The organism is Massilia sp. Dwa41.01b (genome assembly GCF_014171775.1).
GTDB lineage: Bacteria > Pseudomonadota > Gammaproteobacteria > Burkholderiales > Burkholderiaceae_D > Telluria.
This window is the reverse complement of the sequence record NZ_CP050454.1, coordinates 3,072,251-3,098,272: the sequence shown is the minus strand read 5'-3', so window position 1 is coordinate 3,098,272 and position 26,022 is coordinate 3,072,251. Positions and strand designations below refer to the sequence as shown.

Below are 26,022 nucleotides of genomic sequence, written 5' to 3'. Positions count from 1 at the left end.
GGGCTCTGCCGCCGCGGCGCGGTGGCGGCCTGCACGGTGGCAGATCCCTTGGCAAAGCCGAACCTGCCCCTCATCCTGAGCGCGGCATCACCGGGTAGCCGCATATTTCTTGTTTGAAATACCACATGCTAGACTCTGCCCTCATCCAACGGAGTCCTGCATGAAGCCGAACGCCCCTCCCACATCCATCGCCCCGCAGCGACACCACGCCCTCGCAGGCACGGCGGCGCTATTGGCCTGGCCGCGCGCTGCGCCAGCTGGCCGCGCTCGCGTGCGGCCTGGGCATCGGCCTCAGCGCGCACGCCGCCGCGACCGTGATCACGCCCGTGCAAGCCGACGCGGCCTTGTGGAGCTCGCGCGCTGCTCCTGCGCTATGCCTACAAGCCGCCCGCGCCGGCGCGCCTGGTGACGGCGGACGTCCTCGACGGCTACCTCGATGCGCTCGACCCGGAGCGCCCGGTGTTCACCCAGGCCGACGCAGGCGCCATCGACAGTCATCGCGCCCGGCTGCGTGCGCTGTGGAGGAAGCCAGCCGTGGCGCGCCTTTCGCTATCCAAGAGCGCTTTCTCGACCGGCTGGCGCTGCTGACCGCTTTTGCAGGCGAAACCTTGCGCGCCTTCGTCGCCACCAGCGGCAAGGAGCGCTACCGGCGTGTGCGCTCCACCCTGCCACGTCCCGCGTCGGAACAGGAACAGCGCACGCTATGGCGCCAGCGCCTCATCGACGAGGTCCTGACCCTGCGCCTGGCCGGGATGCGCGAGGCCGACATCGTCACCACCCTCGAGCGCCGCTACAGCACGCGCCTGGCGGAGGCCAAAGCCCGCACCCAGGCCGATGTCTTCGAGCTCTACATGAATGCCTATGCCCGTTCCTTCGATCCGGATGCGCGCTATTTCCCGGCGGCGGGCGCCCGTGCGACCTCGACGCAACAGGACGGCGCGAGCATCGGCGTGACCCTGTTCGCCAGCGGAGCGCCGGTCGAGGTGCTGGCGCTGACACCAGCGGTGCGGCCGCGCGCTCGGGCCAGCTCCAGCCCGGCGAGCGCATCGTCGGCGTGAGCCGGGCCGACGGGTCGATGGCCGACGTGCTCGGCTGGAGCAGCCGCGACCTGCTCGACGCGCTGCGCGGTGCGCCCGGCTCGACCGTGGTGCTGGAAACGCTGCCCGCCGGCACCCGCCTCGACGCCGCGCGCAAGCGTGTCAGCCTGGTCCGCGCCTTGCCTGGCGAAGCTGGCCAGGCGCCACGTGGCCGCATCGAGACCGTGACGAAGGGGAACGCCAGCTACCGTGTCGGCATCGTCGAGGTTCCGGGCATGTTCGAGGATGCGGCGAGCCGGAATGCCGGTATCAAGGATTACGCCAGCACGTCGCGCGAGGCCGCCAGCTTGCTGCAGGGTTTCAGGGAGGCGAAGGTGGACGCCGTGTTGCTCGACCTGCGCGGCAACGGTGGCGGCTCGCTGATGGAGTCGGTCAAGTTCCTGAGGCTGTTCCTGCCCAAGGGACTGGCCGCGCTCCAGGGTTCGGGGAAGGGTGAGCTCACCAGCGAATTCGTGCCGGAGGGCACGCCGGCCTGGAGCGGTCAGCTGGGTGTGCTGGTGGACCGCGGCACGGCGGCCGGTGCCGAGCTGGTGGCAGGCGCCCTGCAGGGACCGCGGCGCGCGCCCGGTGCTCGGCGAGGCCAGCGGGGGCCGCAGCTCCGTGCAGACGCTGATCCCGCTCGACCGCTTCGCGCCGGGCCTGGGCGAGCTCTCGATCACGGTGTCCCAGCTCTACCGAATCGACGGGAGCAGCTTCGAGGGCCGTGGGCTGGCACCCGATATCGCCATCCCCGGCGCGGCCGAGGCCGGTGCTGGGGAAGTCAGGACCCACCCATTCCCGGGCACGCCGCTGCAGGTACCGGCTGCGCCGAAGGAGGGTGCGGCCGCCGCCATGCTGCCATCGGTGTCGGCCCAGCATCGCGCGCGCATGGCGGCCGATGGACGCTACCAGAAGCTCGTCGACGGGCAAGCGCGGGCGCTGGCGCTGCGCAGCGGCGGCGAGGTGTCGCTCGACGAGGCCGAACGGCGCAGGAAGGCGACATTCTGCCAGCCTATGCGGCACGTGCGCTGCAGCTCGAGGAAGCCGTGCGGGTCATGGCCGACACGACCGCGCCCGCCGCCGGCCTTGCGGGCGATGCGGGCAAGGCCGACAATCGGACAGGTACGCAAGCTGCGCGACCCTAGCAGCGGCTAGTTTTCACCTGACCGGGATCTGGATAATTCCATGCACACCATGCCCCTTCGCCTGTATCCGCAGCAGGACCTGCGCCGCGCGCTCGAAGCGGTGCTGGCCGCCGAAGGCGTCCGGGCCGGCTTCGTCCTGCAGGGCATCGGCAGTCTCTCGTTGGCCCGCATCCGCTATGCCGGCCTGGACGAACCCACCGAAATCCGCGGTGACCTCGAAATCCTGACGCTGGCGGGTTCGCTGTCGCCGGACGGTGCGCACCTGCACATGAGCGTCGCGGACGCGCAGGGGCGCGTCATGGGCGGGCACGTCGCGGCTGGGTGCATCGTGCGCACGACGGCGGAGGTCTTGCTGGCGCTGCTGCCGGATGTGGCGTTCAGCCGTCAGCCGGACGCGCAGTCCGGCTGCAACGAGCTGGTGATCCGCACGATGGGAAATCCGGACGTGGCCTGATCGATCGTCACTCCAGGGCCGTGCCAACGGTATGACGAGTATGTTAATAGCCTAAAAGCAACAAATAACTTGACTCGCTAACGGAACCCGTTAGACTTTTGGAAACCCTCGTCTGCCCAGCGGCGGCGGGGGTTTTTTTTCGAATTGACTGGAGAGTGTGATGCGCGGTAAATCGTGGTTGGGCGTCGTAGCGGGTTTCCTGTTGTCGAACGCATGCCTCGCCGCGGAGCCGAGCATGTGCAAGTCGGTGTGCGATAGCGAGCGCCGTTCGTGCAAGGCAGATATTCATGGTCTGGCGCGCGAGGAATACGACGGTCCGATCATGCTCGAGTCGCGCCAGCGCAATGAGATCGCGCGCACGGCCGAAAAGACCCAGGTGCCGAGCCCGGCAACGCGCGCCACCGAGCAGCGGAACACGGACACGCGCCGGATGCGCTACGCGGCGGCCTGCGAAGACAAGTACGCGCGCTGCACCCGTTCCTGCACGATCGAGGCGGCGCCGCAGTCGGAAGTACTGGTCAAGAAGCCGGCCACGAAGTAAGCAGGCTGCACCAACCGAGGAGAACGAAATGACGGACTGGATGAACTGGATGATCGGGGCCGGGATCCTGGTGGTGGCGGAACTGTTCACGGGTACCTTTTACCTGTTGATGATCGCCATCGGCCTGGCCTTCGGTGGCATTGCCGCGCTCATGGGGGCTAGTGGGGCGATCCCGACCCTGGTTGCCGCCGCCGTCGGCCTGGTCGCCACCAGCCTGCTGCACCGCAGCCGCTTTGGCCGCCCGGCGCGCGAGAGCGCCAGCCGCGACGTCAACGTCAACCTCGACATTGGCGGCCGCGTCACCGTCCCAGGCTGGCAGAACGGCCGTGCGCGCGTGATGTACCGCGGGGCCCAGTGGGATGTCGAACTCGGCCCAGGCGCCTTGCCGGAAGCGGGCGAATACCGCATCGTCGAGGTGCAGGGCAACCGCTTGATCGTGGCAAATGCATAAGATCAGCAAATACTAACAATCGACTTATAAGGGATGCTTATGGAATACTCGTTCGAAATCGTGGCAATCGTCATCCTCGTCATCGCGGTCGTGTTCGTCTTCAAGACGATCAACGTCGTGCCCCAGCAGCATGCCTGGGTGGTCGAGCGCCTGGGCAAGTACCACGCCACGCTTGCGCCGGGCCTGAACATCGTCGTACCTTTCGTCGACCGCATCGCCTACAAGCACGTATTGAAGGAAATCCCGCTCGACGTGCCGCCCCAGGTCTGCATCACCAAGGACAACACCCAGCTGCAGGTGGACGGCATCCTGTACTACCAGGTAACTGACGCCATGCGGGCGTCCTACGGCGCCTCGAACTACGTCCAGGCGATCACCCAGCTGGCGCAGACCACGCTGCGCTCCGTCATCGGCAAGATGGAGCTGGACAAGACCTTCGAAGAACGCGACCACATCAACACCACCATCGTCAACGCGATCGACGAGTCGGCCGCGAACTGGGGCGTGAAGGTACTGCGCTATGAGATCAAGGACCTGACCCCGCCGGCCGAGATCCTGCATTCGATGCAGCGCCAGATCACGGCCGAGCGCGAAAAGCGTGCGCTGATCGCGGCCTCCGAAGGCCGCCGCCAGGAGCAGATCAACATCGCCAGCGGCGAGCGCGAAGCGGCCATCGCCCGCTCGGAAGGCGAGCGCCAGGCGGCCATCAACCGCGCGCAGGGCGAGGCGAACGCGATCGTCGCCCTGGCCGAAGCCAGCGCCACGGCGCTGCGCCAGGTGGGCGCGGCCATTCGCGAGCCGGGCGGCGAGGACGCGATGAACCTGCGCGTGGCCGAACACTATGTCGACGCCTTCAGCAAGCTGGCCAAGACGAACAACTCCATCATCGTGCCGGCCAACCCGGGCGAGATGAGCGGCCTGATTGCCAGCGCGATGCAGATCGTCAAAGCGCAAAAATGATCGGGGCACGAACGCCGAGAGTCATCGTCATCACCGGCGCCTCGGACGGCATCGGCGCCGAGATGGCGCGCCAGCTGGCAGCGAAGGAGGGCGCCGGCGTTGCGCTCGTGCTGGCTGCCCGCAATGCGGCCCAGCTGGAGGCAGTCGCCGCCGAATGCGCCGCCCCGGGCGCGCAGACGCTCGCGGTGCCGACGGACGTCGGCGTGCAGATCCAGTGCCGCCGCCTGATCGTGACCGCGGCCGAACGCTTCGGACGCATCGACGTGCTGGTGAATAACGCCGGCCGCTCGGCGCATGCGCTCTTCGAGGAAGTGGAAGACCTCGGCTGGTACGAGGAGCTGATGCGGGTGAACCTGTGGGGCAGCGTCTGGTGCACCCAGGCCGCGCTCCCGCACCTCAAGAATGCGCGCGGCAGCATCGTCGCCGTGTCCTCGCTGGCGGGCCTGGTCGGCGTACCGGGGCGCACGGCCTACAGTGCGACCAAGTTCGCGGTGACGGGCTTTTTCGAGGCGCTGCGGGCCGAACTGAAGTGCGCGGGCGTCGCCGTGACGACAGCCTACCCGGGCGTGGTTGCCACCAAAATCCGCTACCGCGGCTTCAATGCCCAGGGCGAGGCTGCGGGCGCGAGCGGGTTGAAGGAAGAGGACGCGATGAGCGTCGAGGAATGCGCACGTCTGATCATCGCGGGCATGAACGCGCGCAAGCGCGAAGTGGTGATGACCACCAAAGGCAAACTCGGGCGCTTCCTCAAACTGCTGGCGCCGGGCCTGGTCGAGCGGATGGCGCTGGCGGCACTGAAGGACGAGGTCAAACCGCACTGAAGCGGAGTCATGGTGCCAACGCAGTCTCCCCTGCATCGTAGGGTGGGCGCCCCGTGCACACGCGGCAGCTGCGTATCCCGAACACGTGGCGCCGGAGTACCGTAGGGTGGGCACGCGGCAAAGAAGCCGTCATCGCGGCCATTGGCCACGGCGCCCCCACGCGGCCGAGTCAGAAATCGACCGATCCCGATACCGTGAAGGTACGCGGCGCGCCGGCCACCAGGTAGCCATAGTTCGGGTAGCCGCCGCTGGAAGCCCAGTAGTTCTTGTCCGTCACGTTGTCGATGCGCGCGCGCAGTGTCAGCGCGCGCTCGAACAGGCGCGTGCTCCAGCTGGCGCCCAGGTCCAGGCGCGTCCAGGCCGGTACCTTCTGCAGGTTGGCGGCGTCGGCGAACTGCGCCGAGGTGTAGACCGTGCGCGCGTTCAGGGAAAGCCCCTGCACACCAGGCACGTCCCAGTCCGCGCCCAGGTTGGCCTGGATGTTGGGCACGCCGATCGCTTCGCGCCCATCGAAGGCGCCGTTCGGGGTGCGCCGCTGCTTCGTGTCCAGCAGCGTCACGCCGCCCAGCAGGCGCAGGCCCCTGGCCGGCAAGCCGAAGGCCGAGATCTCGACGCCGCGGTTGCGCTGGTCGCCGAAGAGGCCGAAGGTATCGCCCTGGATGGAACCGACCGGCTGCGTGGTCGTGAACAGCGCCGCGCTCATGCCCAGCTTGCCGCCATCGAGCTTGATGCCGACTTCGCGCTGGCGCGACACGTAGGGCGCGAGCGGGATGCCCTCGTTCACCAGGCGCACCGGCGGCGACAGCGCCGCGCCGAAACCGGCCTGGCCCTGCTGCAGCGCCTCGATATAGTTCGCATACAGCGACACGCCCGGTGCCGGCTTGTAGACCAGGCCGACCATCGGCGTGTTCGCGCTTTCTTCGTAGGCCGTTTGCGGCGCGCCGCCGTCATAGGCATAGCCATAATCCTTGATGCGCTGGTGGCGCAGGCCGAGCGTCAGCAGCAGCCTGTCGCCGGCAAAGGAGAGGGTATCGGCCACGGCGGCACTCGAGAGGATGGTCTTGCGCGTCAGGTTCGGGTTGGCCATGTCGCCGCCCGGCCAGGCCATGTAGGCAGGGGCGGGTGCATCGATGGGGCGGTAGATGTTGGTGGCGATGAAGGCGCCGCCGAGGGCGAAGGCGTTGCGCGATTCCGCGTGAAAGCCAGAAGCCGTCGCCGACAGCGTGTGTTTCACAGGCCCGGTGCGCAGGCCGGTGCGCGCGCCGATTTCGCCGGTGCGCACGTCGTCCTCGCGCACGTTGTCGAAGCGGCTCATGCCGGCATTGCCGAGGGTGTCGCTCACTGTGCTTGACGCCAGCACGTTCGATTCGTCGCCACGGCGCGCGCCCAGCGCTGCCCAGGCCACGGCATCCTGGCCCAGGTCGACCTCCGCGCGCAGCGTGCCGAACAGGTCGCGCTCTTCCGACACCGTCCAGGGCTGGGCCCAGTTGCTGCTTGCGTCGGGCGCGGCGACGATCGGCAGGCCGGCGGCCACCGTCACGCTCGGGCGGGCCTTGTTCAAGGCATGGTCCTGGTAGCCGACGTCGGCCGAGACGCGAGCATCCCGTCCGCGGTAGTCGGCACCGACCGAGAACACGGACAGTGTGCGTTCCTCGCGGTCGATCGCGGTGTCGCCATCGCGGCGCACGGCATTGATGCGCAGGCCGGCGCGGTCCTCAGGGCCGAAGCGGCGCGCGACATCGACCGCGCCGTAGACCTGGCCGCCGCTCTCGACGCCCAGCGTAACGCGGTTCAGGGGCGCGTTCGGCGCCCGCTTGGGCACCAGGTTGATCATGCCGCCGATGCCGCCGCCGCCCGGCACGGCGCCGTTGACGAAACTGTTCGCGCCGCGGAAGACTTCCACGCGCTCGAGCAGTTCGGTCGCGACGAACTGGCGCGGCAGCAGGCCGTACAAGCCGTTATAGGCCATGTCGTCGGAGTTCACCGCGAAGCCGCGGATCACGTACAGCTCCTGGTAGTTGCCGAAGCCGCGCGCCACGCGCACGGAAGGGTCGTTCTGCACCACGTCCGCCACGCTCCTGGCCTGCTGGTCCTGGATCAGCGCTTGCGTGAAATTGGTGGTGTTGAAGGGCGTGTCCATCATGTCGACATTGCCGAGCAGGCCAATGCGCCCGCCGCGCGCCACCTGGCCGCCCGCATACTCCTTCGGCAGGCCCTGGGCGGATGCGTCGGCCGAGGCCGTGACGACCACGGTCTGGATCGGTTGTTCGGTCGTGGCCGCGTCCTGGGCGTGGGCAAGGTGGCTGGTTGCGAGGAGGGCGGCGCCCAGTGCAAGGGGAGTGAGGGTGAAGCGTGTAGTCATGAGGCGGTGTTTCCAAATGAGAATAGTTATCATTATTATGCATGCATCGCTTGCGGCTGTAAATGAGAACCATTATTATCTGTAGCCCATCGTCCTACCAAATCACGCATGTCAAGCCTGTCAATACGCCGTTGGAGCTGGATCCACAAATGGAGCAGCCTGGTCGCAACGAGCTTCATGCTGCTCCTGTGCCTGACCGGCCTGCCGCTGATCTACCACCACGAGATCGGCCACCTGCTGGGCAACGACGTGGAAGCGCCGGCCCTCGCGCCGGCCGTCGCGCCGGAACTTGCCGCCGCACCGCCGCGCGCGAACGTCGACGCCGTCATTGGCGCCGCGCGCGCCCTCTACCCGAACAAGCTGGTGATGTACATCTCGCAGGAGATCGACGAGCCGGCGATCTGGAACGTGACCCTGGGCGACACGCCGACGGACGAACACTACAAGCCGATCGCGGTGGACGCGCGCACTGCCAGGGTCATCACCGAGCCCGCCTTCGAGGGCGGCGCCTTCATGTCGACCATGTTCCGCCTGCACGTCGACCTGTTCGCCGGCCTGTACGGCAAGCTCTTCCTCGGCCTGATGGGGCTGCTCTTGATCGTCGCCATCGTCAGCGGCGTGGTGCTGTATGCGCCCTTCATGCGCAAACTTGAATTCGGCACCGTGCGGCGCGAACGCAGCGCGCGCCTGAAGTGGCTGGACCTGCACAACCTGCTGGGCATCGTCACGCTGGTGTGGGCACTGGTGGTGGGCGCCACCGGCATGGTCAACACCTGGGCCGACCTGCTGCTGAAGGTCTGGCAAGCCACCGAGATCGCCGCCATGCTCGAACCCTATCGTGGCGCGGCGCCGCCCACGCAACGCGCGTCGATGGACGCGGCCATCAAGCTGGCCGAAAGCGCGGCGCCCGGCATGCGCGTCGCCTTCGTTGCCTTTCCGGGCACGCCCTTCGCCAGCCCGCATCACTACGGCATCTATATGCGCGGCAGCGAGGCGTTTTCGTCGCGCCTGTACAAGCCGGTGCTGATCGACGCCCAGACCGGCCAGATCACCGACCAGCGCGCGCTGCCCTGGTACCTGACGGCGCTCCTGATCTCGCAGCCGCTGCACTTCGGGGATTATGGCGGCGCGCCGATGAAGCTGCTGTGGGCGCTGCTCGACATCGCCACCATTATCGTGCTGGGCAGCGGCTTGTACCTGTGGGTGCAGCGCGGCAGGGCCGCCAGGCGCCACCTCCAGGCCGTCGCACAGGCCCGCGAGAAGGCCGCGCCCGTGCTGGCGCATGAAGGGGAAGGGCCTTGAACCGCGCGTTCACGCAACTGTGGGGCGTGCCGATCCTGCTGGGCGTGCTGACGATGGTCGGGCTGGTGAGCGCGCTGCTGGGCGATGGCATCTGGGATATCGTCTCCGCCTGCGCGCTGGCGGTGCCGGTCTGTTGCGCTCTGTGGTTTGGCTTGCGCCGCAAGCGCGGCTAGCGGCTTGAGGACGCGATGCGACAGCAGCCGTCGCACCGGCGATTATCCTGAGGGTTGTCTCTACAAACGAATGCGCTTACTTCTATGCCTGTTTCCGTTCAGCGTGTGCATGCAAACCAGCACGGCCGTGATTTCGTCGTCGGCGACGTGCATGGGTGCTTCAGCAAACTGTCGGCCGAGCTGGATCGGCTGAAGTTCGATCCGGACAGCGATCGCCTGTTCAGCGTCGGCGACCTGGTCGATCGTGGTCCCGAGTCGCTGGGCGTGGTGGACTGGCTCGGCCGTCCATGGTTCCACGCCGTACGCGGCAATCACGAACAGTTTGCGATCGATTACCTCGAGGGCAACGTCGATCCGGACGACTACCGGATCTACGGCGGGGCCTGGTTCCTCGACCTCGATTATGCGCGCCAGATCGAGATTGCCGCCCAGTTCGAGGCGCTGCCCATCGCGCTGGAAGTGGAGACGCCCTCAGGCCTGGTCGGCATTGTCCACGCTGACTGTCCATTCGATTCCTGGGAGGAGATGGTGTCGGAACTGGGCGGCGACGACGCATCGGCAATCGCGGAAGTATGTCTGCTCAGCCGTGAGCGTATTACGGCCATGGATGACGCGGGTGTCGGGGGTGTCGACCGGGTATTTGTCGGGCACACGCCCGTGCTGCGGCCGATGTCGCTGGGGAACGTGCACTACATTGATACAGGTGCGGTGTTTGGGCGGGCGCTGACCCTAAAGCAGATCAATTGACCGTCTGCCGTGGCGGTCAACTGCACCACTGCTGTTCACATGGGACGCCATCATGATCGCCATCCATTTTGACGTCAGGGCAGTGATCGACGAAATATTTTGCTTCGTCACACGATGTCATTTGGCTGCAGTGAGTACGGCCGTCGCAGGCGAACGCCGGTTGGCTAACATGTTTGAAATCGATCGCACGAATATCCTCATCGGGATCATCCACCTCGACGGCATGTTCTTGCGCTATTTGTCGCTGTTCGGCGTTTCGCTGATACCTGTCGTAAGCGCTCCAGGCCAGCGCCGCGAGGATGACCAGCACGATTATTTTTTTCATGTGATGAATACAAATTTTGGCGAACGCTCACGCCTCTTCAGGCGTGTGCAAACGCCTGCTGCTCTCTGACAGCAGACGTCCATACATGATCAGTGTACCTGAAGTGTTGCTATTACGAAAATTTTCGCTGACCTCCACTGCTCTCGATTGCAGGTCCGCTGACGACGCAAGCTTGACGTGTCGACTGGTCCATTCTCCGAATTCTTAAGCCAGACTGATGTTGTCCAAACCTTAAGCCCCGCCAAAGTCGCCCCCGGTATAAGGTCTCCCATACCAACCACAAAGGGAGTCTGTCATGAAGAGTTTCATCCGCGCCAACAAAGGCTTTTTGCTGTTTATGTTGCTTTTCGGCGTGTTCCGCACGGCCGTCGCGGACTGGAATCCGATTCCCTCGGCGTCGATGCGGCCGAACCTGCTCGAAGGGGACGTCGTCTTCGTGAACCGGCTGGCCTTCAACGTGAAGGTGCCGCTGACCGACCACGTCCTGGCCCACACGGGCGAGCCGCAGCGCGGCGATGTCGTCACCTTCAGCTCGCCCCTGGATGGCACCCGCCTGATCAAGCGCCTGGTGGCGCTGCCGGGCGACCGGGTCGAACTGCGCAACGAGCGCCTGTATATCAACGGGGGAGGGCGCCGACTACGACGCGCCGCGCCAGGTGGTCGAGGCGATCGGCACGCAGCCGGTGGAGGCGCTGCGCCTGCACGAGTCGCTCGGCGGCCCGCGCGCACGATCCAGATCATCCCGGGAGCGGTGTCGGCGCGCAAGAACTTCGGTCCCGTGACGGTGCCGCCGGACCAGTACCTGATGCTGGGCGATAACCGCGACAACAGCGCCGACTCGCGCTACATCGGTTTCGTGCCGCGCGAACTCCTGATCGGCCGCGCGGTGCGCGTGCTGGTGTCGGCCGATACCCTGGGCAACTGGGCTCCGCGTTTCGAGCGCTTCGGCATGGCGCTGGGCGACACGAAGTAAGGCGCATGCGGGTACCGCGCCGCTCGCCCTTGGCCTCCCGCGGCGCTTGACCTCCAGCCAGCCACCGCGGCCCTCGCCTGTGGCAAACGTCGAATAACTGTACAATTCCGGCTCGCGCGCCGCCCCGTTACTGCCTGGCGGCGCCTTCGTTTTCGAAAGCCTCCCATGTACAGAATCCTCACCGTCGTCCTTGCCTGCCTGGGCATGGCCGGCGCCCTCGCCATCGACACCTATCTGCCGTCCATGCCCGCCATCGGGCGCGACTTCGGCGTCGGGCCGGTGGCCGTGCAGCAGACCCTGTCGGTGTTCCTGTTCTGCTTTGCCTTCATGATGCTGTTCTACGGCACCCTGTCCGATTCCTTCGGCCGGCGCCGCGTGATCATGGTCGCCCTGGTGCTCTACACGATTGCCTCGGTCGGCGCGGCATTCGCACCCACCTTCGGCTTCCTGCTGGCCTGCCGCGCGCTGCAAGGGCTCTCGGCTGGTGCCGGCTCGGTGATCGGCCAGGCCATCGTGCAGGACCGTTTCGAAGGGCCGCAGGCGCAGAAGATGATGTCGCACATCATGATGGTGTTCGGCCTGGCGCCGGCCATCGCGCCCGTGCTGGGCGGCTGGCTGCACGTGCACTTCGGCTGGCGCTCGACCTTCTGGTTCCTGGCCGCCTTTGGCATCCTCCTGATCGTACTCACCTGGCGCCTGCTGCCGGAAAGCCTGCCGGTCGAGAAGCGCCATGCTTTCCACCCCGGCACGATCGCGCGCAACTACCTGAAGGTGCTGCGCCATCCGCAGTTCCTGCTGCTGTCGCTGTCGGTGGGCTTCGCTTTCGGCGGCCTGTCGTTGTATATCGGGTCGGCCGCCAACTTCGTGATGGTCATCCTCGGCCTGCCGGAGACGGCGTTCGCGTGGATGTTCATCCCGCTGATCGGCGGCATGGTGCTCGGGTCGGCCTGGGGTGGCAAACGGGCGTCGAAGATGCCGGCCGGGCGCATGAAGTGGATCGGGTTCGGCACCATGCTGGTGGCAAGCGTGCTCAATATCGGCTACAACGCCTTTTTCGCCGCAAGTGTGCCCTGGGCGGTGCTGCCGCTGGCGATCTATACCTTTGGTCTCGCCGTGGCGATGCCGGCGGTGCAGATGAATGCGCTGGGGCTGTTCCCGGACAACCGCGGGCTGGCCTCGTCGATGCTGGGTTTCATCCAGATGATGTCGTTCGCGCTGGTGTCGGGGCTGGTGGCGCCGCTGCTGTTCGAGAGCGCGTTCAAGCTGGCCTGCGGGGTGGGGGCGGGGCTGGTGCTCAGCTTTGCAGCCTGGCGGGCGAGCAAGCTGGCGTGATGGAGTTGGGCGTCGTGGTTCCGGCGCCGGGTTTCGGGCGATGACACCGCGTGGGCACAAGTGCCCACCCTACGAAAGTTGCGTTTGTAGGGTGGGCACTTGTGCCCACGCGGTGTCGCCAGGTGATCCAACGCGTCGTTTCCGCAACTCGCGCCCGCGTCTCGCGCGGGCAATTACCGCCGGTGCGTCTTCAACGCCGACTGCACTTCGCGCTTGGCGTCGCGATCCTTCTCGGTGGCACGCTTGTCGTGCTGCTTCTTGCCCTTGGCAAGACCCACTTCGCACTTCACGCGGCCGCCCTTGTAGTGCAGGTTGAGCGGCACCAGCGTATAGCCGGAGCGCTCGACCTTGCCCCGCAGCTTGTCGATTTCGGCACGGTGCAGCAGCAGCTTGCGGGTGCGCAGCGCTTCGGGGTGGCTGAAGGACGAGGCGGTGGTCAGGGCGCTGACGTGGCAGCCGAACAGGAACAGCTCGTCGCCGCGCACGACCACGTAGGCTTCCTTGATGTTCACGCGTCCTTCGCGAATGGCCTTGACTTCCCAGCCCTCGAGCACCAGGCCCGCTTCGTAACGGTCCTCGATGAAGTAGTCGAAAAATGCTTTTTTATTGTCAGCGATGCTCATGAAATAGCGAAAATCCGCGGGTCGGTTAAACTAGCGCTGCCGCACTCGTGAAGAGTGCAAAATGCAACTTGTCCAACATCATAACAAACGGTTGACCAATGGCAGTAGTGCACAAATCAGTTTTCCTCGGATATAGCGCCGAACAGATGTTCGATCTGGTGGCGAAAGTGGAAGATTATCCAAAGTTCCTCCCCTGGTGCAACGGCGTCAAGCTGATCGAGCGCACCGAGGACAAGCTGGTGGCCAGTCTCGGCATCAACTTCCACGGCGTCAAGCAGAGCTTCACCACCTCGAACCACAACCTGCGTCCGACGCAGATGAAGATGCACCTCGTCGACGGCCCCTTCAAGATGCTGGAGGGCACCTGGAACTTCAAGGCCCTGCGCGCCGACGCCTGCAAGATCGACTTCGACATGCATTACGAGTTCTCCAGCATCATCCTCGAGCAGCTGGTCGGCCCCGTGTTCGGCATGATCGCCAACAGCATGGTCGACTCCTTCTGCAAGCGCGCCGAGGCGGTGTATGGCTGAACCGCTGGCCGAGACCGTCCAGGTCCATGTCTGCTACGCCACCGCGAAGGACGAGTTCCTCAAGGCCTTGCGGGTAGCGCCCGGCACGACAATCGGCCAGGCCATCGAGCTCTCCGGCGTGCTGGCGGCCTATCCGGACATCAACCTGGTCACCCAGCCGGTCGGCATCTACGCAAAGAAGAAAACCCTCGACACGGTACTGCGCGAGCGCGACCGCATCGAAATCTACCGGCCTCTGGTAGCCGACCCGAAAGACTCGCGCCGCAAGCGTGCCGCCAAGAAGGACGCCGCGGCCGCACGTCCTGCAGCCTGAGGCGCCGCGGACGCCCCGCCCGAGCGCACCCCGCACCCGCGGCCGGCGAGGGCAGCCACGCCGCTCGGGCCTGGCTGGCGCCACCCCCGGTTTTCGCCTCATTCCTACCGAAAATCATATAAAAAAGAAACTTGCTAGTATCGATGGCTTGCCTCCTTGCACCCTAATCGGGTACGCCGGAGTCCGGCGCCGTGCCGCCTTCTGCCTTTCGATGTCGACATGCTGAGTATTCTGAGTCTGCTGTTGGTGACGACCGCCTTGTCGGTCGTGATGTTGCTGGTACTGTCCTCACTCAGGGACAGTGGGGTGGCCGGCATACGCGAGTGGGGCCAGGCCAATGCCCTGGAAGTCATGGCGATCCTGCTGTTCGCCTCGCGTGGCGTATTGCCCGACTTCCTCTCGATCGAAGTCGCGAATACCTGTTACCTCGGGTCGATTGCCGTCATGTACGTTGGCTTTCGCCGCCACTTTGCGCTGCCGGTGCCGAACGGGCGCCTGGCCGCGGCGCTGATGGCGACGCTCGCCGGCCTTGCACTCTTTCACTTCGGCGTCGACGCGCTGCCCATCCGCTCGGTGCTGGTGTCGAGCTTCCAGGCTGCGCTCTGCGTGGCCATCGGCCTGAGCATTCCCACCACGGGCGAGCCCCGTCTGCGCTACGCCTTCCGGTTCACCCGTCGCGCGGCTTACTTCCTGGCCATCTGCCACGGCGCGCGCGTGGCCTATTACGGGCTGCAAATTACGCCGAAGCTCAATACCCAGCTGCCCTTCCTCGACCCATCGGCCTGGAACGTGGGTTTCCTGGCCGTCGGCGCGCTGGCGCTGCCGGCCCTGACGCTGGGTGCGGTGATGATGGCCAATGCCCGGGTGCTGCGCGAAACCGCCTACGATGCCGACCACGACCACCTGACCGGCGCCTGGTCGCGCCGCGCCTTCTTCCGCTTCGCCGAGCGCGAGCACGCACGCACGCTGCGCAAGGACGCGGACCTGTCGCTGCTGATCTTCGATGCCGACCACTTCAAGCGCATCAACGACACCCATGGCCACGCCGTCGGCGACCGGGTGCTGCGCGACATGGTCAAGCATACGCAGGAGGTGATTCGCCAGGTCGACTGCTGCGCACGCATGGGCGGCGAGGAATTCTGGTGGTGCTGCTGCCGGACGCCGATGCCCGCACGGCCGCGACCGTCGCCGAGCGCCTGCGAAGCGCGCTCGACGGTTCGACCGCGCTGGCGCCGGCGGGCGTGCGGGTGGCGCATACGGTGAGTATCGGCGTTGCCACGCTCGAACCCGGCGAGAGTTTGGCCGAGCTGATTGAACGGGCGGATGCCGCCCTGTATGACGCCAAGGCAGGCGGGCGCAACCGCGTCGTCAGTGCGCCGCCGACCCGCAGCGCGGTCACGGTGTGCGGCGCAAGGCTGGCGGGGCGAAGGGGAGCTTGGGGTAAGCCCCGGGCTGCAAGCCCGGGCTACCGGTTCACACGACAGGGCTGGGTGAGCTCAGCGGCACTCGCTCATCGCTGCGTCGGCACGCGCCTTGCGCTCGGCGCGCTCGGCGTCGCTGATGAAACGCTTTTCGCCGTCCGGCCCGACTTCGCTGATGCGGATGCCCGAATCGTACAGGCGGCTCACGCTCCGTACTTCTTCGCAATGCTTCACCCGCGCAGCGGCCTTTTTCGCGCCGTCCTGTTCCTTCTTCTCGGCTTCCGCGCGCTCCTTGCCGCGCTTGACGTAGTCGCGTTCGCGATCGGCCAGGGTCGGTGGCTTCGGCTTCTCGACCGGCTTCTCGGCCGGCTTCTCGGCCGGCGCGTCCGCGCCTGCCTCGGCTGGCGGCATGACTTGGGCCGGCGCGGCACCGCGCGGCGACTTCAGGATTCTGGAGGCCGGCGTACCGGGAGGAGGGGGCTGGTCGGAGTAATGACGGGTGCCGTTCGGGGCGATCCAGACGAATTGCGCCTGGGCCAGACCTGCACAGAAGAAGAGGGCGAGGGCGGCCAAACGGGGCGACAGGGACGGCAATGAGCTCATGAAGAATATTTCCTTACGTAACTACACGATTTCGCCATGATCGGGCAGCGCTGTCAATCAGGACCTGACTTGGCGGTCATATTTTTACCAACGTGCGACGGATTTCGCTGCTTTCTGTATAATTCGCTTTTGCGCCTATAGGAAAATGCTATGCGTCTACTCCAAAAAGCACTCACGTTCGATGATGTGCTGCTCGTCCCGGCCTACTCCAATGTTCTTCCGGCCGACACTTCCCTTCGCACCAAGCTGACCCGCAACATCACGCTCAACATCCCGCTGCTCTCGGCCGCGATGGACACCGTGACGGAAGCCCGCCTGGCAATCGCGATGGCACAGGAAGGGGGCATCGGCATTATCCACAAGAACTTGCGTCCAGCCGACCAGGCCCGTGAAGTAGCGCGCGTCAAGCGTTTCGAAGCCGGCGTCCTGCGCGACCCGATCATCGTGCCACCGAGCATGAAGATCCGCGACGTCATCGCCCTGCAGCATCAGCACGGCTTTTCCGGTTTCCCGGTCGTCGAAGGCAAGCAGGTGGTCGGCATCATCACCAACCGCGACTTGCGCTTCGAGGAAGACCTGGATGCGGAAACCCGCACCAAGATGACCCCGCGCGAAAAACTCGTCTACGTGAACGAGGAAGCGGACACCGAAGAAGCCAAGCGCCTGATGAACAAGCACCGCCTCGAGCGCGTGCTGGTCGTCAACGACGCCTTCGAGCTGCGCGGCCTGATCACCGTGAAAGACATCCTGAAATCCCACGAGCACCCGTTCGCATCGAAAGATGCCCAGGGCAAGCTGCTCGTCGGCGCCGCGGTTGGCGTGGGCGCGAAAGACCAGGAGCGCGTCGAGCTGCTCGTTGCTGCCGGCGTCGACGTGCTGGTGGTCGACACCGCCCATGGCCACTCGCAAGGCATCCTCGATACCGTGAAATCGATCAAGACGCGCTACCCGCACGTGGACGTGATCGGCGGCAACATCGCCACCGCGGCGGCCGCCAAAGCGCTGGTCGAGGCCGGCGCGGACGCCGTGAAGGTCGGCATCGGGCCAGGTTCGATCTGCACCACCCGCATCGTCGCAGGCGTCGGCGTGCCGCAGATCACGGCGATTTCCAATGTGGCCGAAGCGCTGGCCGGGACTGGCGTGCCCTGCATCGCCGACGGCGGCATCCGCTACTCGGGCGACGTCTCGAAGGCACTCGCCGCAGGCGCCTCCACCGTCATGATGGGCTCGATGTTCGCCGGTACCGAAGAAGCGCCGGGCGAAGTCATCCTCTACCAGGGCCGCAGCTACAAATCCTACCGCGGCATGGGTTCGCTGGGCGCGATGGCCGAAGGCTCGGCCGACCGCTACTTCCAGGACGCCTCGTCCAAGGCCGACAAGTTCGTCCCCGAAGGCATCGAAGGCCGCGTCGCCTACAAGGGCAGCGTACTCGCGATCATCTTCCAGCTGGTCGGCGGCGTGCGCCAGTCGATGGGCTACTGCGGCTGCGCCACCATCGACGAACTGCGCGAAAAAGCGGAATTCGTCGAGATCACGTCCGCCGGCATGCGCGAATCGCACGTCCACGACGTCCAGATCACCAAGGAAGCGCCGAACTACCGTTCGGAGTAATCGAGAAGCGGCCGGAAGGCCGCTTTTTGTATGCGCTTGCCCGGCCGTTGAATCGGCCACGAATATGCGCTTGCCATTCTGCTGGATCGGCCCCGAATCGTAGGGTGGGCTCCGCCCACGCGGTATCACGATGTGAAACCCCGCGACGCGTCACCCACCTGCGACCAAAAATTCTTACTCTTTTTGACTGCCCCAATGCACTCCAAAATCCTCATCCTCGACTTCGGCTCCCAGGTCACCCAACTCATCGCCCGCCGCGTCCGCGACGCCGGCGTCTTCTCCGAGGTTTTTCCCTACGACATCGGCGATGACTTCGTGCGCAACTACGGTGCCGCCGGCGTCATCCTCTCGGGCAGCCACAACTCCACCCTGGAAGGCGACTCCCCACGCGCCCCGCAAGCCGTCTTCGAGCTCGGCGTCCCCGTGCTCGGCATCTGCTACGGCATGCAAACCATGGCCGCCCAGCTCGGCGGCAAGGTCGAAAACGGCAAGGTACGCGAATTCGGCTACGCCGAGGTCCGCGCCCGCGGCCACACCAAACTGCTGAACGGCATCAACGACTTCGTCACCGATGAAGGCCACGGCATGCTGAAGGTCTGGATGAGCCACGGCGACAAGGTCCTGGAAATGCCGCAAGGCTTCAAACTGATGGGCTCCACCGACAGCTGCCCCGTCGCCGGCATGGCCGACGAAGACCGCCGCTTTTACGCCCTGCAATTCCACCCGGAAGTGACGCACACGACGCAAGGCGAAGCCATCATCGGCCGTTTCGTCCACGAAATCTGCGGCTGCAAATCCGACTGGAACATGCCGGACTACATCAGCGAAGCCGTCGAAAAGATCCGCGCGCAGGTCGGCAGCGACGACGTCATCCTGGGTTTATCTGGCGGCGTCGATTCGTCGGTGGCCGCAGCCCTGATCCACCGCGCCATCGGCGACCAGCTCACCTGCGTATTCGTCGACCACGGCTTGCTGCGCAAGGACGAGGGCAAGATGGTGATGGACATGTTCTCGAAGAACCTGGGCGTCAAAGTCATCCGCGTCGATGCCGAAGCGCAGTTCCTTGGGCACCTGGCCGGCGTCACCGACCCCGAGCAGAAGCGCAAAATCATCGGCCGCGAATTCGTCGAAGTCTTCCAGGTCGAAGCCGGCAAGCTGACCAATGCCAAATGGCTGGCGCAGGGCACGATCTATCCGGACGTGATCGAATCGGCCGGTAAAGGTAAAAAAGGCCAGACCATCAAGAGCCACCACAACGTGGGCGGCCTGCCGGAAACCCTGAATTTGAAACTGCTGGAACCGCTGCGCGAACTGTTCAAGGACGAAGTGCGCAAACTCGGCGTCGCCCTCGGCCTGCCGCACAACATGGTCTACCGCCACCCGTTCCCGGGCCCGGGCCTGGGCGTGCGCATCCTCGGCGAAGTGAAAAAGGAATACGCCGACCTGCTGCGCGAAGCCGACGCCATCTTCATTGAAGAACTGCGCAATACGCCGTTCGAGCTGCCGGCTGTCGCCGGTATCGACCCAGGCAAGGCGCCGGTGAATTGGTACGAAGCGACCAGCCAGGCGTTTGCCGTGTTCCTGCCCGTGAAATCGGTGGGGGTGATGGGCGACGGGCGTACCTACGAATACGTGGTGGCCCTGCGCGCGGTGCAGACGCTGGACTTCATGACGGCGCAATGGGCGCATCTGCCGCATTCGCTGCTGGGGAAGGTGTCGAACCGGATCATCAACGAAGTCCGTGGGCTGAATCGCGTTGTGTATGATATTTCGGGGAAGCCGCCGGCGACGATTGAGTGGGAGTGAACATTGCTGCTGGAGTGGTATTTTAAGAAGCGCCGAAACCCGCTCCAGCGGGTTTTCTCGAATCTATAAGTCTTCCGCTGCGGATGAATAACCCTGTGACATGGAGGCATAACTTTGAAAATCGAATAATATTCGGCCGCCTAAGGTTATTCTGTGGCTTTTCCATTGCGATACCAAATTTTACGGCACAGAGGAGATTCCATGCCATCGAAGTCCAGAATGTACGAGTTTTCCCTTCGCGACGGCCACGGTGCGCCGACGCGGGTGATCGCCGCGCAAAGCAAATTGGATGCGCAAAACATCATTAACGCCACAAAATCGCCGCTTCAGAAGATAGAAAATATTACGTATGCGGGTTGGTGCCCCGTAGTCGCAAAGCCCGACGAGGATGCCTCTGCCGTCGTGTTTGAGGTCGGCGTTAAAGGGAAAAGCTATGAGATATCCCGACGACATGAGAGTTACTCACATCTGCTGAAGGTTGCCGCGAAAGAGGTGCAAACGGTCATTAAGTATCTCGAGGAGGACTAGAGTAAGGTGGAAAGACCTGTCTGCGACGGTAACCAGTCGCCACCTTTATCGAAGAACTGCACAACACCCGTTCGAGCTGACGCCAGTGGCCGATATAGACGCCAGCAAGGCGCCAGTGACCTGGTACGAAGCGACCAGCCAAGCGTTAGCCGTGGACTTGGCGGCGAAGTCGGTCCGCGTGATGGGCGACGGGCGCAGCTAGAATACGTTGTCGCAGTGTACGGGGTGTCGACGCCCGCCTTTATGAGGGCGCAGTGGGCGCGTTTGCCGAACTCGCTGCTCGGTGAAGTGTCGAGCCGGATCATCAACGAGGTGCGCGGGATCAATCGCGTTGGCTATGATAATCCGGGAAAGCCGTCGGCGACGATTGAGTGGGAATAGCTTGGCTAGCGAAGCTCTCTTGAAGAATAGAAAAAGGCCCCTCCGTGAGGGGCTATTTTGTTATAAGCTATCGATTCCTTGTGCAAATCGCGGATTGTTACAGCGCTGTCGTCCCTATGCCCGATTTCGTCCCGATATTGGGTCGCTTGGCAGCTTGCATTCGAAGGCTAAAAATACAGTGGGCGCGATGTCACATAGCAGGGGCACGCAGAGGCGCTAGATATTTAGCTCCGATGAGCTAACGTTTTTTCGATTACAGGTTTGCAGCAATCTGCAACACAAACAAAAATTTATGAGACGCAAAAACGATAAGGTTCGCCCAAGCAAATTGGCTATCGATCCGCGGATCTTCGTGAAGGCAAGAGGAGAAACTGACGCGCTCGTACGTCAAAGAATATTGGTGCAGCTGAAGCACTATTCGTTTCATGGGCGATTCGACCTCATTTCAGAGGTCGCGTCCTATCGCGGGCTGCCGGCAAGCTTTAATCCACTCTTCCCGACTGGCACGAAATTCCACGGAGCAGTGCACGTTTATCAGTATGTTAGCCCAGCCGCGTACCCACATTGGCTATTCGCTCTGCTGCAAAGGAACTGCTCGGAGATTAGTAAGTTTTTAAAGCTTCGTGCTGCGGCTAATGCGAAGGTTTTGCTAGGTGATTCGGATGGGGCACTGAATGTCCTGGAAGAAGTGGGAAATATATCGCAATCTTGGTGGGGAACTGAATACTCCATTCATATACGAAAAGAACTTCGTGGCGAAGATACAAAGAAAATAATCAAGGAATTGCCAGATCAATACCCCCATCTTGCACTATCAAATATCACTAAAGATATGTTGCTCTTATCTGAGCCAAATTCTGTGAATGTTTATGTGAACACAGTTTTAGGTAGGCTTAAAGAATACAGGAGTTCCTCAATATCTTCGGCGAAAGAACACGGGGCGGTTGAGTCCTGTGATAAGTTGCCTATAAGTTACGATCCTGGCCGGACGCCAAAATTTGCTCCAATACGAGATTACTCTGATTGGTCAATATTAGACCAATATATGTTATGGCGTTCCATCGTGATGGATAGTGCGGCTAGGAATAACACCGATGCTGAGTGGATTGATGCTACATTGGCATTTGCTGAATCTGTTGGGGATACAGAGCTCATAAATGCGGTCGTCGTTAACGAAGAGATTGATCCAGGGGTTTCTGAGATCCTTGCGAGCTACACACGTGGAGAGTATGAAGTAGTCATCGCATTGATTAGACAGGCAATTAATGAGGGGCGTGAGCTTGTTGTAGGCCTCATTGAGCTATATGCTCGTGCAAAAGTCTACTGCGGCATAATCGGAGACGGGCATACGTTTTACGACGCAATTGCTAATGAGTTCGCAAAAATATTGGTTTTAGATCCAATAGGCCGAGAAAGTGGCTCGTACCTGCGGCGGATCTGCATTAAGTTCAGGCGGGAACCTTGGGCTAAGTCCTTAATATTTCATCTTTCATTATTGCAGGGGTCAAATGATCTCGGCCGCCTAGAGTTGCTTCGCAGGCAAACGCAATGTCTTGGTAGATATAATACCCCTAAAGCCAGAGGAACCAGCCTTCAATCTTTAGCAAGCTCAGTTGTGCCGGACTCCGTACCAGATTACCGAGTACTTCGGTACGCCAGCGGAATTGATGACGTGCATTCGATTGAGCCCTCGTTGTTTCCGATCTATTCCGATTATCTTGTCACAAAATCGTCGCATCTGTTAGCTAAGAATCGAGTCTATGACGCAGCGGCATTCTTCATCGATGAGTATTTAAAGAATAGCCTAGCCTTCGATCACATGCCAGTAAATGAATTATGCAGTCGTATAATCGAGCACAGTCAGTCAACACGGCGTGAATATGTCCTTTCCATGGTGGTCCTTGATATCTGCTCTAAAGAGCAAGTTCTAGGATTGGAGGATCGAAAGTCGGAATTGTTTGAGGAGTTTCTAGAACATGCAAATCAATTTCAGCCATCGAAAGTTTTCGAAGCGGGTGAGGTGAACTGTGCCGAAGCTTATTTCTTACGCTACATTTGTGTTCCTGCTCAGTTGGACAACATTATAGAATTTCAGAATAATGATGAGGTGATACACGAGCGTGTTGCTATCATTGATTTTCTAATCGCGGCAAGGGCAGGGAATGCGGATGAGTTAAGGGCTGAGCGCGATAAGGTTCTTGAGACGCTGTTTTCCGAAAAGCTTAGGGCAAAGATTGAAACTGGCAAGCTTTATGTCGACGTACAGGCCTTAGAGGTACATCGGCGCCATATATATATGGATCTATACGAGAAAGCAAAGTCAATCGAAGGTGGAGTGAGTATCGAGCCACTCGACTATGACTGGGATTCAGTAAATTCTGATGATCTCTTTCGTCTGCAAAGTGATGTCCCAGTTGCTGTGCCATTGAGTAAGAAGGTAAGCATACTGGTCCGAATTTTTGTCCAGGCAACGAAGGATTTTGCATTAAATGAGAATTATGGTTTAGATAAGTACCTAAGTGCTGAGGTGCGACATACCGTTTTTGTCAGTCAACTTCGTGCTTGTTTCGAAAAGAATAATCTGGTTACTCTTCAAAAAGATGGCGAGTATCTCTCTAATATCTTCTGGATTCATCAATATAGTTATGTGACTGACGACATCTTGGTTGAGCTGGACAATATTCTGCGAATTTTCTCTCGTGAAGTTGATGGCATCTTACTGAAGGTAAATGAGCAGTTTAGAGTGAAGCTGAACGAACTGTCCCCAGATCATATATTTGACTTCTGTCCATACCATGACCGTGCTGTTCGGGTCTCCCAAATTGTGGATTCTTCTAAGACGTTTGATGAGTTCTTTACGGCACTGATTGGATTTATGTGGGAGCTAGCTGTTGAAAGCGCAAGGGCAGCGCAACAGTTGATTAATGATGTGTTGGCGGTAAAGGTTTTGGAAGCAATCGATCTGTTAGAGTCGGCTGTGCAAACGATAAAAGGCGAAGCAGCGATGTTCGACCTAATGCAAGCGATACGAAATGCAAGGTCAGACTTCAAAAAAGAAGTTGAACTTGTTCTAAATTGGTTCAGATTTGTTGGGTCAGAGCAAATTCAGTCATTTGAGAAACTTGGCGTCGTAATCGAAGCAGCGGTCTCATCGTTCCAATCCATATTTGAGCATAAGGGTAAGATTCTGATATTTCAGCAGGATAAAACTAATTTGTCGTTGAGTTATGGGGAGGCACGCTCGCTCTTTATATCGCTCTTCACGGGGTTGGAAAATGCACTGAAATATGGCGCACTGGATAGTCCCGTTGAGATAACGCATAAATCAGTTTGTAATTTTGATGAAATATGCATTATTAACAGTGTCTCGCCCTCATCAGCTTATCCCGAAGACTTTGCAGCGTCTCAGCGTGCAAAATGGACTGAGGAGAATTCGGCATTAAGTCGTGCAGAAGGTGGAAGCGGGATATACAAGATGCATAATCTCCTTACCAACTCTTCTACTGGGTTTGATTTCGATATTTCTGTTTCGGACGATAAATTTGGGGTGATAGTTAGGTTGAATCATGAAAATTTTATTAATCGAGGATAATTTATTAAAGCGTGATAAGGTTCATGAATTTATTTTGAGTCTCGGTAGCTTTATTATTCGCGAAGCGGCTTCTTATAATGCGGGCTTGAAAATGGCTTTAAACGATACCTTTGATCTTCTTATATTAGACATGAGTATGCCGACGTTTGACCGCGCTGAATCATCTCATGGAGGGCGCTTCCGCGCCCTGGCGGGAAAAGAAATTGCGACGAAATTGGCTAAGGTAGATAAGTTGGTTCCGTTTGTAGTTTTGACTGGTTATAAAGATTTTAGTATAGATTCGAGAAGTTTGAGCATCGATAATATCGATGAATCGTTGCAACTACTTGGAGGGAATTATAGGGGTTGCATTATTTTTGATGTGGCAGACTCGGTGTGGAAGGATCAATTGTCGAGCGTAATAGATGAGGTAAATAATTGAAGGTAATCTTTGTGGATGACTCTGAAGCCAGAGCAAAGATATTTAGTTCGGCGCTTGCTTCTTCGGAGTTGTCTGATATAGTCCAGGTCGTATACTGTGAATCTGCTGATCAAGCACGCGTTGAGTTGTTGGCGGTGACTAATCTATTGGTCTTGGATATTTTATTGCCCAAAAAAATCGGCGGCATCCCCCAGGCCAAAAACAGCATTAACCTACTTAATGACATTTGTGATCCTAAAAAGCGTTATATTCGTCCAAAGTTAATTATAGGACTGACGGCAGATGTTGCGGAGATGCGGGGATACGCTACACAATTCGAGCAAGAAGCTTCGGTGGTTTTAGATGGCACTCTAACCAGTAACGAGTGGGTGGAGCGTATCCTCACGCAAATTGAAAAATTAATGGGTGCCGAACGGAAATCGTTCCAGGATAGGGATTCGACTCTCATTACAGTGCACGGAATTCGTACTCACGGGCACTGGCAAACAAAAATTACTGATGAAGTCGGTAAACATAATCGAAATGTTGAGTCGGTCGAAATTAAATATGGATTTTTCGATCTGCTTTCGTTTGCAGTGCCTTTTTTAAGAAAACGGACAGTAAGGGCGGCTGCGAAGCGAATTCTGCGACATATTGACGCTTCAATAGATCGTGAAATCTATATTGTGGCGCATAGTTTTGGTACGCTCATTGCGGTGGAGGCAGTTGCAACACTTCCTCAGAATCGAGTTGGTTGTTTAATATTGTGTGGAAGTCCACTGTCAAGTGGATTTAATTTAGATCCGGTAGTCGAAGCATCGAAGCTGACCGTTAATGACTGTGGAACTCGCGATCTGATTTTAATTCTTTCTCGATTGTTTATATGGGGTCTTGGCGATGCTGGGCGGGTGGGGTTTGTGAGGGAGAATACGGATGATTTTTGCAATCGCTATTTCTCTGGCGGCCATGATCTTTATTTTAAACCTTATTTAAGGTTGAATTTGTTCTACCGGCGGTTTTGGTTAAATCTATTCTATCCCGGTGGTCGGCCTGAACGTTTTGACGATAGAACAAGTTTTCTCGGAGAGGATTTAATCGATGCACTACTTAAATTGCTCGATTTTGTCAAGCCTATCCTATGCTTGATCCCGTTCGCTTTACTGATTGCACCCGTATATTTTCTACTCATTTGGTTGGTGACCTAGCAAGTAACAGTGAGCTCACCCGTAATTATCAAGCCTGTAGCTCAATATTCCTTGGGCTGTATCGGCTGAGCGTAGGGGTATCAGGGTGTCACAGCCCAATCTGTGTATTTGGGTGGCAAGTCTGACATTAAGATACAGCCTGGACCGTAGCCATCACAAGTGAATCGGTTAGCGTAAAGCAGTCCTCGTTCTAAACGTTCAGGCGCTCATCCATCCCCTTCGCCGGTACGGACGCGAGGCTTTAAGCGCCAAGCCGCTAGCGAGCACGGGGTCACGCTAGCGAGCACGGGGTCAGGTCTGACATTCAGACATGACCTCTGCCTTCGCTAAAGCGCTGAGTAACCACG

Annotated in this window: 25 protein-coding genes and 4 pseudogenes; 25 read left to right on the top strand and 4 right to left on the bottom strand. The window is 60.7% G+C overall.

Going from position 1 to position 26,022, the window contains the following annotated elements:
- Positions 1–405 precede the first annotated feature (405 nt).
- The 9 genes and pseudogenes from G4G28_RS14190 to G4G28_RS14155 all read left to right on the top strand — a co-directional run bounded on the left by G4G28_RS14190 (position 406) and on the right by G4G28_RS14155 (position 5,448).
- Positions 406–588: a hypothetical protein gene (locus tag G4G28_RS14190; RefSeq protein WP_183107506.1), complete on the top strand. Its 183-nt coding sequence runs from the start codon at positions 406–408 to the stop codon at positions 586–588.
- Positions 519–1,058 (top strand): hypothetical protein, encoded by a 540-nt coding sequence (locus tag G4G28_RS14185; RefSeq protein ID WP_183107505.1) that lies wholly within the window; start codon positions 519–521, stop codon positions 1,056–1,058. The genes G4G28_RS14190 and G4G28_RS14185 overlap by 70 nt, the downstream gene beginning before the upstream one ends.
- Positions 1,059–1,075: 17 nt before the next feature.
- Positions 1,076–1,600 (top strand): annotated as a pseudogene (locus tag G4G28_RS29280) (S41 family peptidase); the annotation flags it as partial.
- Positions 1,530–2,231, top strand: a complete 702-nt coding sequence (locus G4G28_RS29275) for a S41 family peptidase (RefSeq protein WP_374039803.1) — start codon at positions 1,530–1,532, stop codon at positions 2,229–2,231. The pseudogene G4G28_RS29280 and the gene G4G28_RS29275, both read left to right, overlap by 71 nt.
- Positions 2,232–2,261: 30 nt before the next feature.
- On the top strand, positions 2,262–2,675 hold the full coding sequence (locus tag G4G28_RS14175) for a PPC domain-containing DNA-binding protein (RefSeq protein ID WP_183107503.1): 414 nt from the start codon (positions 2,262–2,264) through the stop codon (positions 2,673–2,675).
- Positions 2,676–2,910: 235 nt separating this feature from the next.
- Positions 2,911–3,216, top strand: a complete 306-nt coding sequence (locus G4G28_RS14170) for a hypothetical protein (protein ID WP_182988760.1) — start codon at positions 2,911–2,913, stop codon at positions 3,214–3,216.
- Positions 3,217–3,244: 28 nt separating this feature from the next.
- Complete coding sequence (locus G4G28_RS14165; protein WP_183107502.1) at positions 3,245–3,667, top strand: NfeD family protein; 423 nt, start codon at positions 3,245–3,247, stop codon at positions 3,665–3,667.
- 39 nt (positions 3,668–3,706) lie between these two features.
- Positions 3,707–4,627 (top strand): SPFH domain-containing protein, encoded by a 921-nt coding sequence (locus tag G4G28_RS14160; protein WP_182988758.1) that lies wholly within the window; start codon positions 3,707–3,709, stop codon positions 4,625–4,627.
- Positions 4,624–5,448, top strand: a complete 825-nt coding sequence (locus G4G28_RS14155; protein WP_182988757.1) for an SDR family oxidoreductase — start codon at positions 4,624–4,626, stop codon at positions 5,446–5,448. The genes G4G28_RS14160 and G4G28_RS14155 overlap by 4 nt, the downstream gene beginning before the upstream one ends.
- 169 nt (positions 5,449–5,617) lie before the next feature.
- Here the strand turns inward: G4G28_RS14155 and G4G28_RS14150 are convergent, their stop codons facing one another.
- Complete coding sequence (locus tag G4G28_RS14150) at positions 5,618–7,810, bottom strand: TonB-dependent siderophore receptor (RefSeq protein WP_183107501.1); 2,193 nt, start codon at positions 7,808–7,810, stop codon at positions 5,618–5,620.
- 108 nt (positions 7,811–7,918) lie between these two features.
- On the opposite strand from G4G28_RS14150, the gene G4G28_RS14145 reads away from it, so the two are divergent.
- The 3 genes from G4G28_RS14145 (at position 7,919) to G4G28_RS14135 (ending at position 10,032) form a co-directional block, all read left to right on the top strand.
- Positions 7,919–9,112 carry a PepSY domain-containing protein gene (locus G4G28_RS14145; protein WP_183107500.1) on the top strand — a complete coding sequence of 398 codons (1,194 nt, stop codon included), beginning with the start codon at positions 7,919–7,921 and terminating at the stop codon, positions 9,110–9,112.
- Entirely contained in the window at positions 9,109–9,285 is a 177-nt protein-coding gene (locus tag G4G28_RS14140) for a hypothetical protein (protein WP_182988755.1), read from the top strand. The genes G4G28_RS14145 and G4G28_RS14140 overlap by 4 nt, the downstream gene beginning before the upstream one ends.
- A gap of 84 nt (positions 9,286–9,369) precedes the next feature.
- Positions 9,370–10,032, top strand: a complete 663-nt coding sequence (locus G4G28_RS14135) for a metallophosphoesterase (protein ID WP_182988754.1) — start codon at positions 9,370–9,372, stop codon at positions 10,030–10,032.
- Between the two features lie 16 nt (positions 10,033–10,048).
- Here G4G28_RS14135 and G4G28_RS26350 read toward each other — a convergent pair whose 3' ends face one another.
- Positions 10,049–10,153 (bottom strand): excalibur calcium-binding domain-containing protein, encoded by a 105-nt coding sequence (locus G4G28_RS26350; RefSeq protein WP_229425629.1) that lies wholly within the window; start codon positions 10,151–10,153, stop codon positions 10,049–10,051.
- 499 nt (positions 10,154–10,652) lie between these two features.
- Between G4G28_RS26350 and lepB the strand changes: the two genes are divergently transcribed.
- Complete coding sequence (lepB, locus tag G4G28_RS14125; protein ID WP_183107499.1) at positions 10,653–11,330, top strand: signal peptidase I; 678 nt, start codon at positions 10,653–10,655, stop codon at positions 11,328–11,330.
- Between the two features lie 165 nt (positions 11,331–11,495).
- Positions 11,496–12,662 (top strand): multidrug effflux MFS transporter, encoded by a 1,167-nt coding sequence (locus G4G28_RS14120; protein ID WP_182988752.1) that lies wholly within the window; start codon positions 11,496–11,498, stop codon positions 12,660–12,662.
- Between the two features lie 173 nt (positions 12,663–12,835).
- Here the strand turns inward: G4G28_RS14120 and smpB are convergent, their stop codons facing one another.
- Complete coding sequence (smpB, locus tag G4G28_RS14115) at positions 12,836–13,285, bottom strand: SsrA-binding protein SmpB (RefSeq protein ID WP_182988751.1); 450 nt, start codon at positions 13,283–13,285, stop codon at positions 12,836–12,838.
- Positions 13,286–13,383: 98 nt separating this feature from the next.
- On the opposite strand from smpB, the gene G4G28_RS14110 reads away from it, so the two are divergent.
- From G4G28_RS14110 to G4G28_RS29270, 4 genes and pseudogenes are all read left to right on the top strand, one after another.
- Positions 13,384–13,815, top strand: coding sequence for a type II toxin-antitoxin system RatA family toxin (locus G4G28_RS14110; RefSeq protein WP_182988750.1), 432 nt, complete (start codon positions 13,384–13,386; stop codon positions 13,813–13,815).
- Positions 13,808–14,128: an RnfH family protein gene (locus G4G28_RS14105; RefSeq protein ID WP_182988749.1), complete on the top strand. Its 321-nt coding sequence runs from the start codon at positions 13,808–13,810 to the stop codon at positions 14,126–14,128. Before G4G28_RS14110 ends, G4G28_RS14105 begins: the two co-directional genes overlap by 8 nt.
- 219 nt (positions 14,129–14,347) lie before the next feature.
- Positions 14,348–15,220, top strand: a pseudogene (locus tag G4G28_RS14100) (diguanylate cyclase); the annotation flags it as partial.
- A gap of 50 nt (positions 15,221–15,270) precedes the next feature.
- Positions 15,271–15,438: pseudogene (locus tag G4G28_RS29270) on the top strand (diguanylate cyclase); the annotation flags it as partial.
- A gap of 186 nt (positions 15,439–15,624) precedes the next feature.
- On the opposite strand, the gene G4G28_RS14095 reads toward G4G28_RS29270, so the two are convergent.
- Positions 15,625–16,152 (bottom strand): DUF4124 domain-containing protein, encoded by a 528-nt coding sequence (locus G4G28_RS14095; protein ID WP_182988746.1) that lies wholly within the window; start codon positions 16,150–16,152, stop codon positions 15,625–15,627.
- A 150-nt stretch (positions 16,153–16,302) separates the two neighbouring features.
- Here G4G28_RS14095 and guaB point away from each other — a divergent pair, with 150 nt between their 5' ends.
- The 7 genes and pseudogenes from guaB (at position 16,303) to G4G28_RS14060 (ending at position 25,675) form a co-directional block, all read left to right on the top strand.
- Complete coding sequence (gene guaB / locus G4G28_RS14090) at positions 16,303–17,763, top strand: IMP dehydrogenase (protein WP_182988745.1); 1,461 nt, start codon at positions 16,303–16,305, stop codon at positions 17,761–17,763.
- A 195-nt stretch (positions 17,764–17,958) separates the two neighbouring features.
- The gene (gene guaA, locus G4G28_RS14085; protein ID WP_182988744.1) at positions 17,959–19,569 is read left to right on the top strand and encodes a glutamine-hydrolyzing GMP synthase; all 1,611 of its coding nucleotides are present in this window, start codon (positions 17,959–17,961) and stop codon (positions 19,567–19,569) included.
- A 201-nt stretch (positions 19,570–19,770) separates the two neighbouring features.
- Positions 19,771–20,097 (top strand): hypothetical protein, encoded by a 327-nt coding sequence (locus tag G4G28_RS14080; RefSeq protein ID WP_182988743.1) that lies wholly within the window; start codon positions 19,771–19,773, stop codon positions 20,095–20,097.
- 118 nt (positions 20,098–20,215) lie between these two features.
- A pseudogene (locus G4G28_RS14075) lies at positions 20,216–20,478 on the top strand (GMP synthase (glutamine-hydrolyzing)); the annotation flags it as partial.
- 292 nt (positions 20,479–20,770) lie between these two features.
- Complete coding sequence (locus G4G28_RS14070; protein WP_182988742.1) at positions 20,771–24,070, top strand: hypothetical protein; 3,300 nt, start codon at positions 20,771–20,773, stop codon at positions 24,068–24,070.
- Entirely contained in the window at positions 24,045–24,491 is a 447-nt protein-coding gene (locus G4G28_RS14065; protein ID WP_182988741.1) for a response regulator, read from the top strand. Before G4G28_RS14070 ends, G4G28_RS14065 begins: the two co-directional genes overlap by 26 nt.
- Before the next feature lie 11 nt (positions 24,492–24,502).
- On the top strand, positions 24,503–25,675 hold the full coding sequence (locus G4G28_RS14060; RefSeq protein WP_182988740.1) for an alpha/beta fold hydrolase: 1,173 nt from the start codon (positions 24,503–24,505) through the stop codon (positions 25,673–25,675).
- Positions 25,676–26,022: the final 347 nt, after the last annotated feature.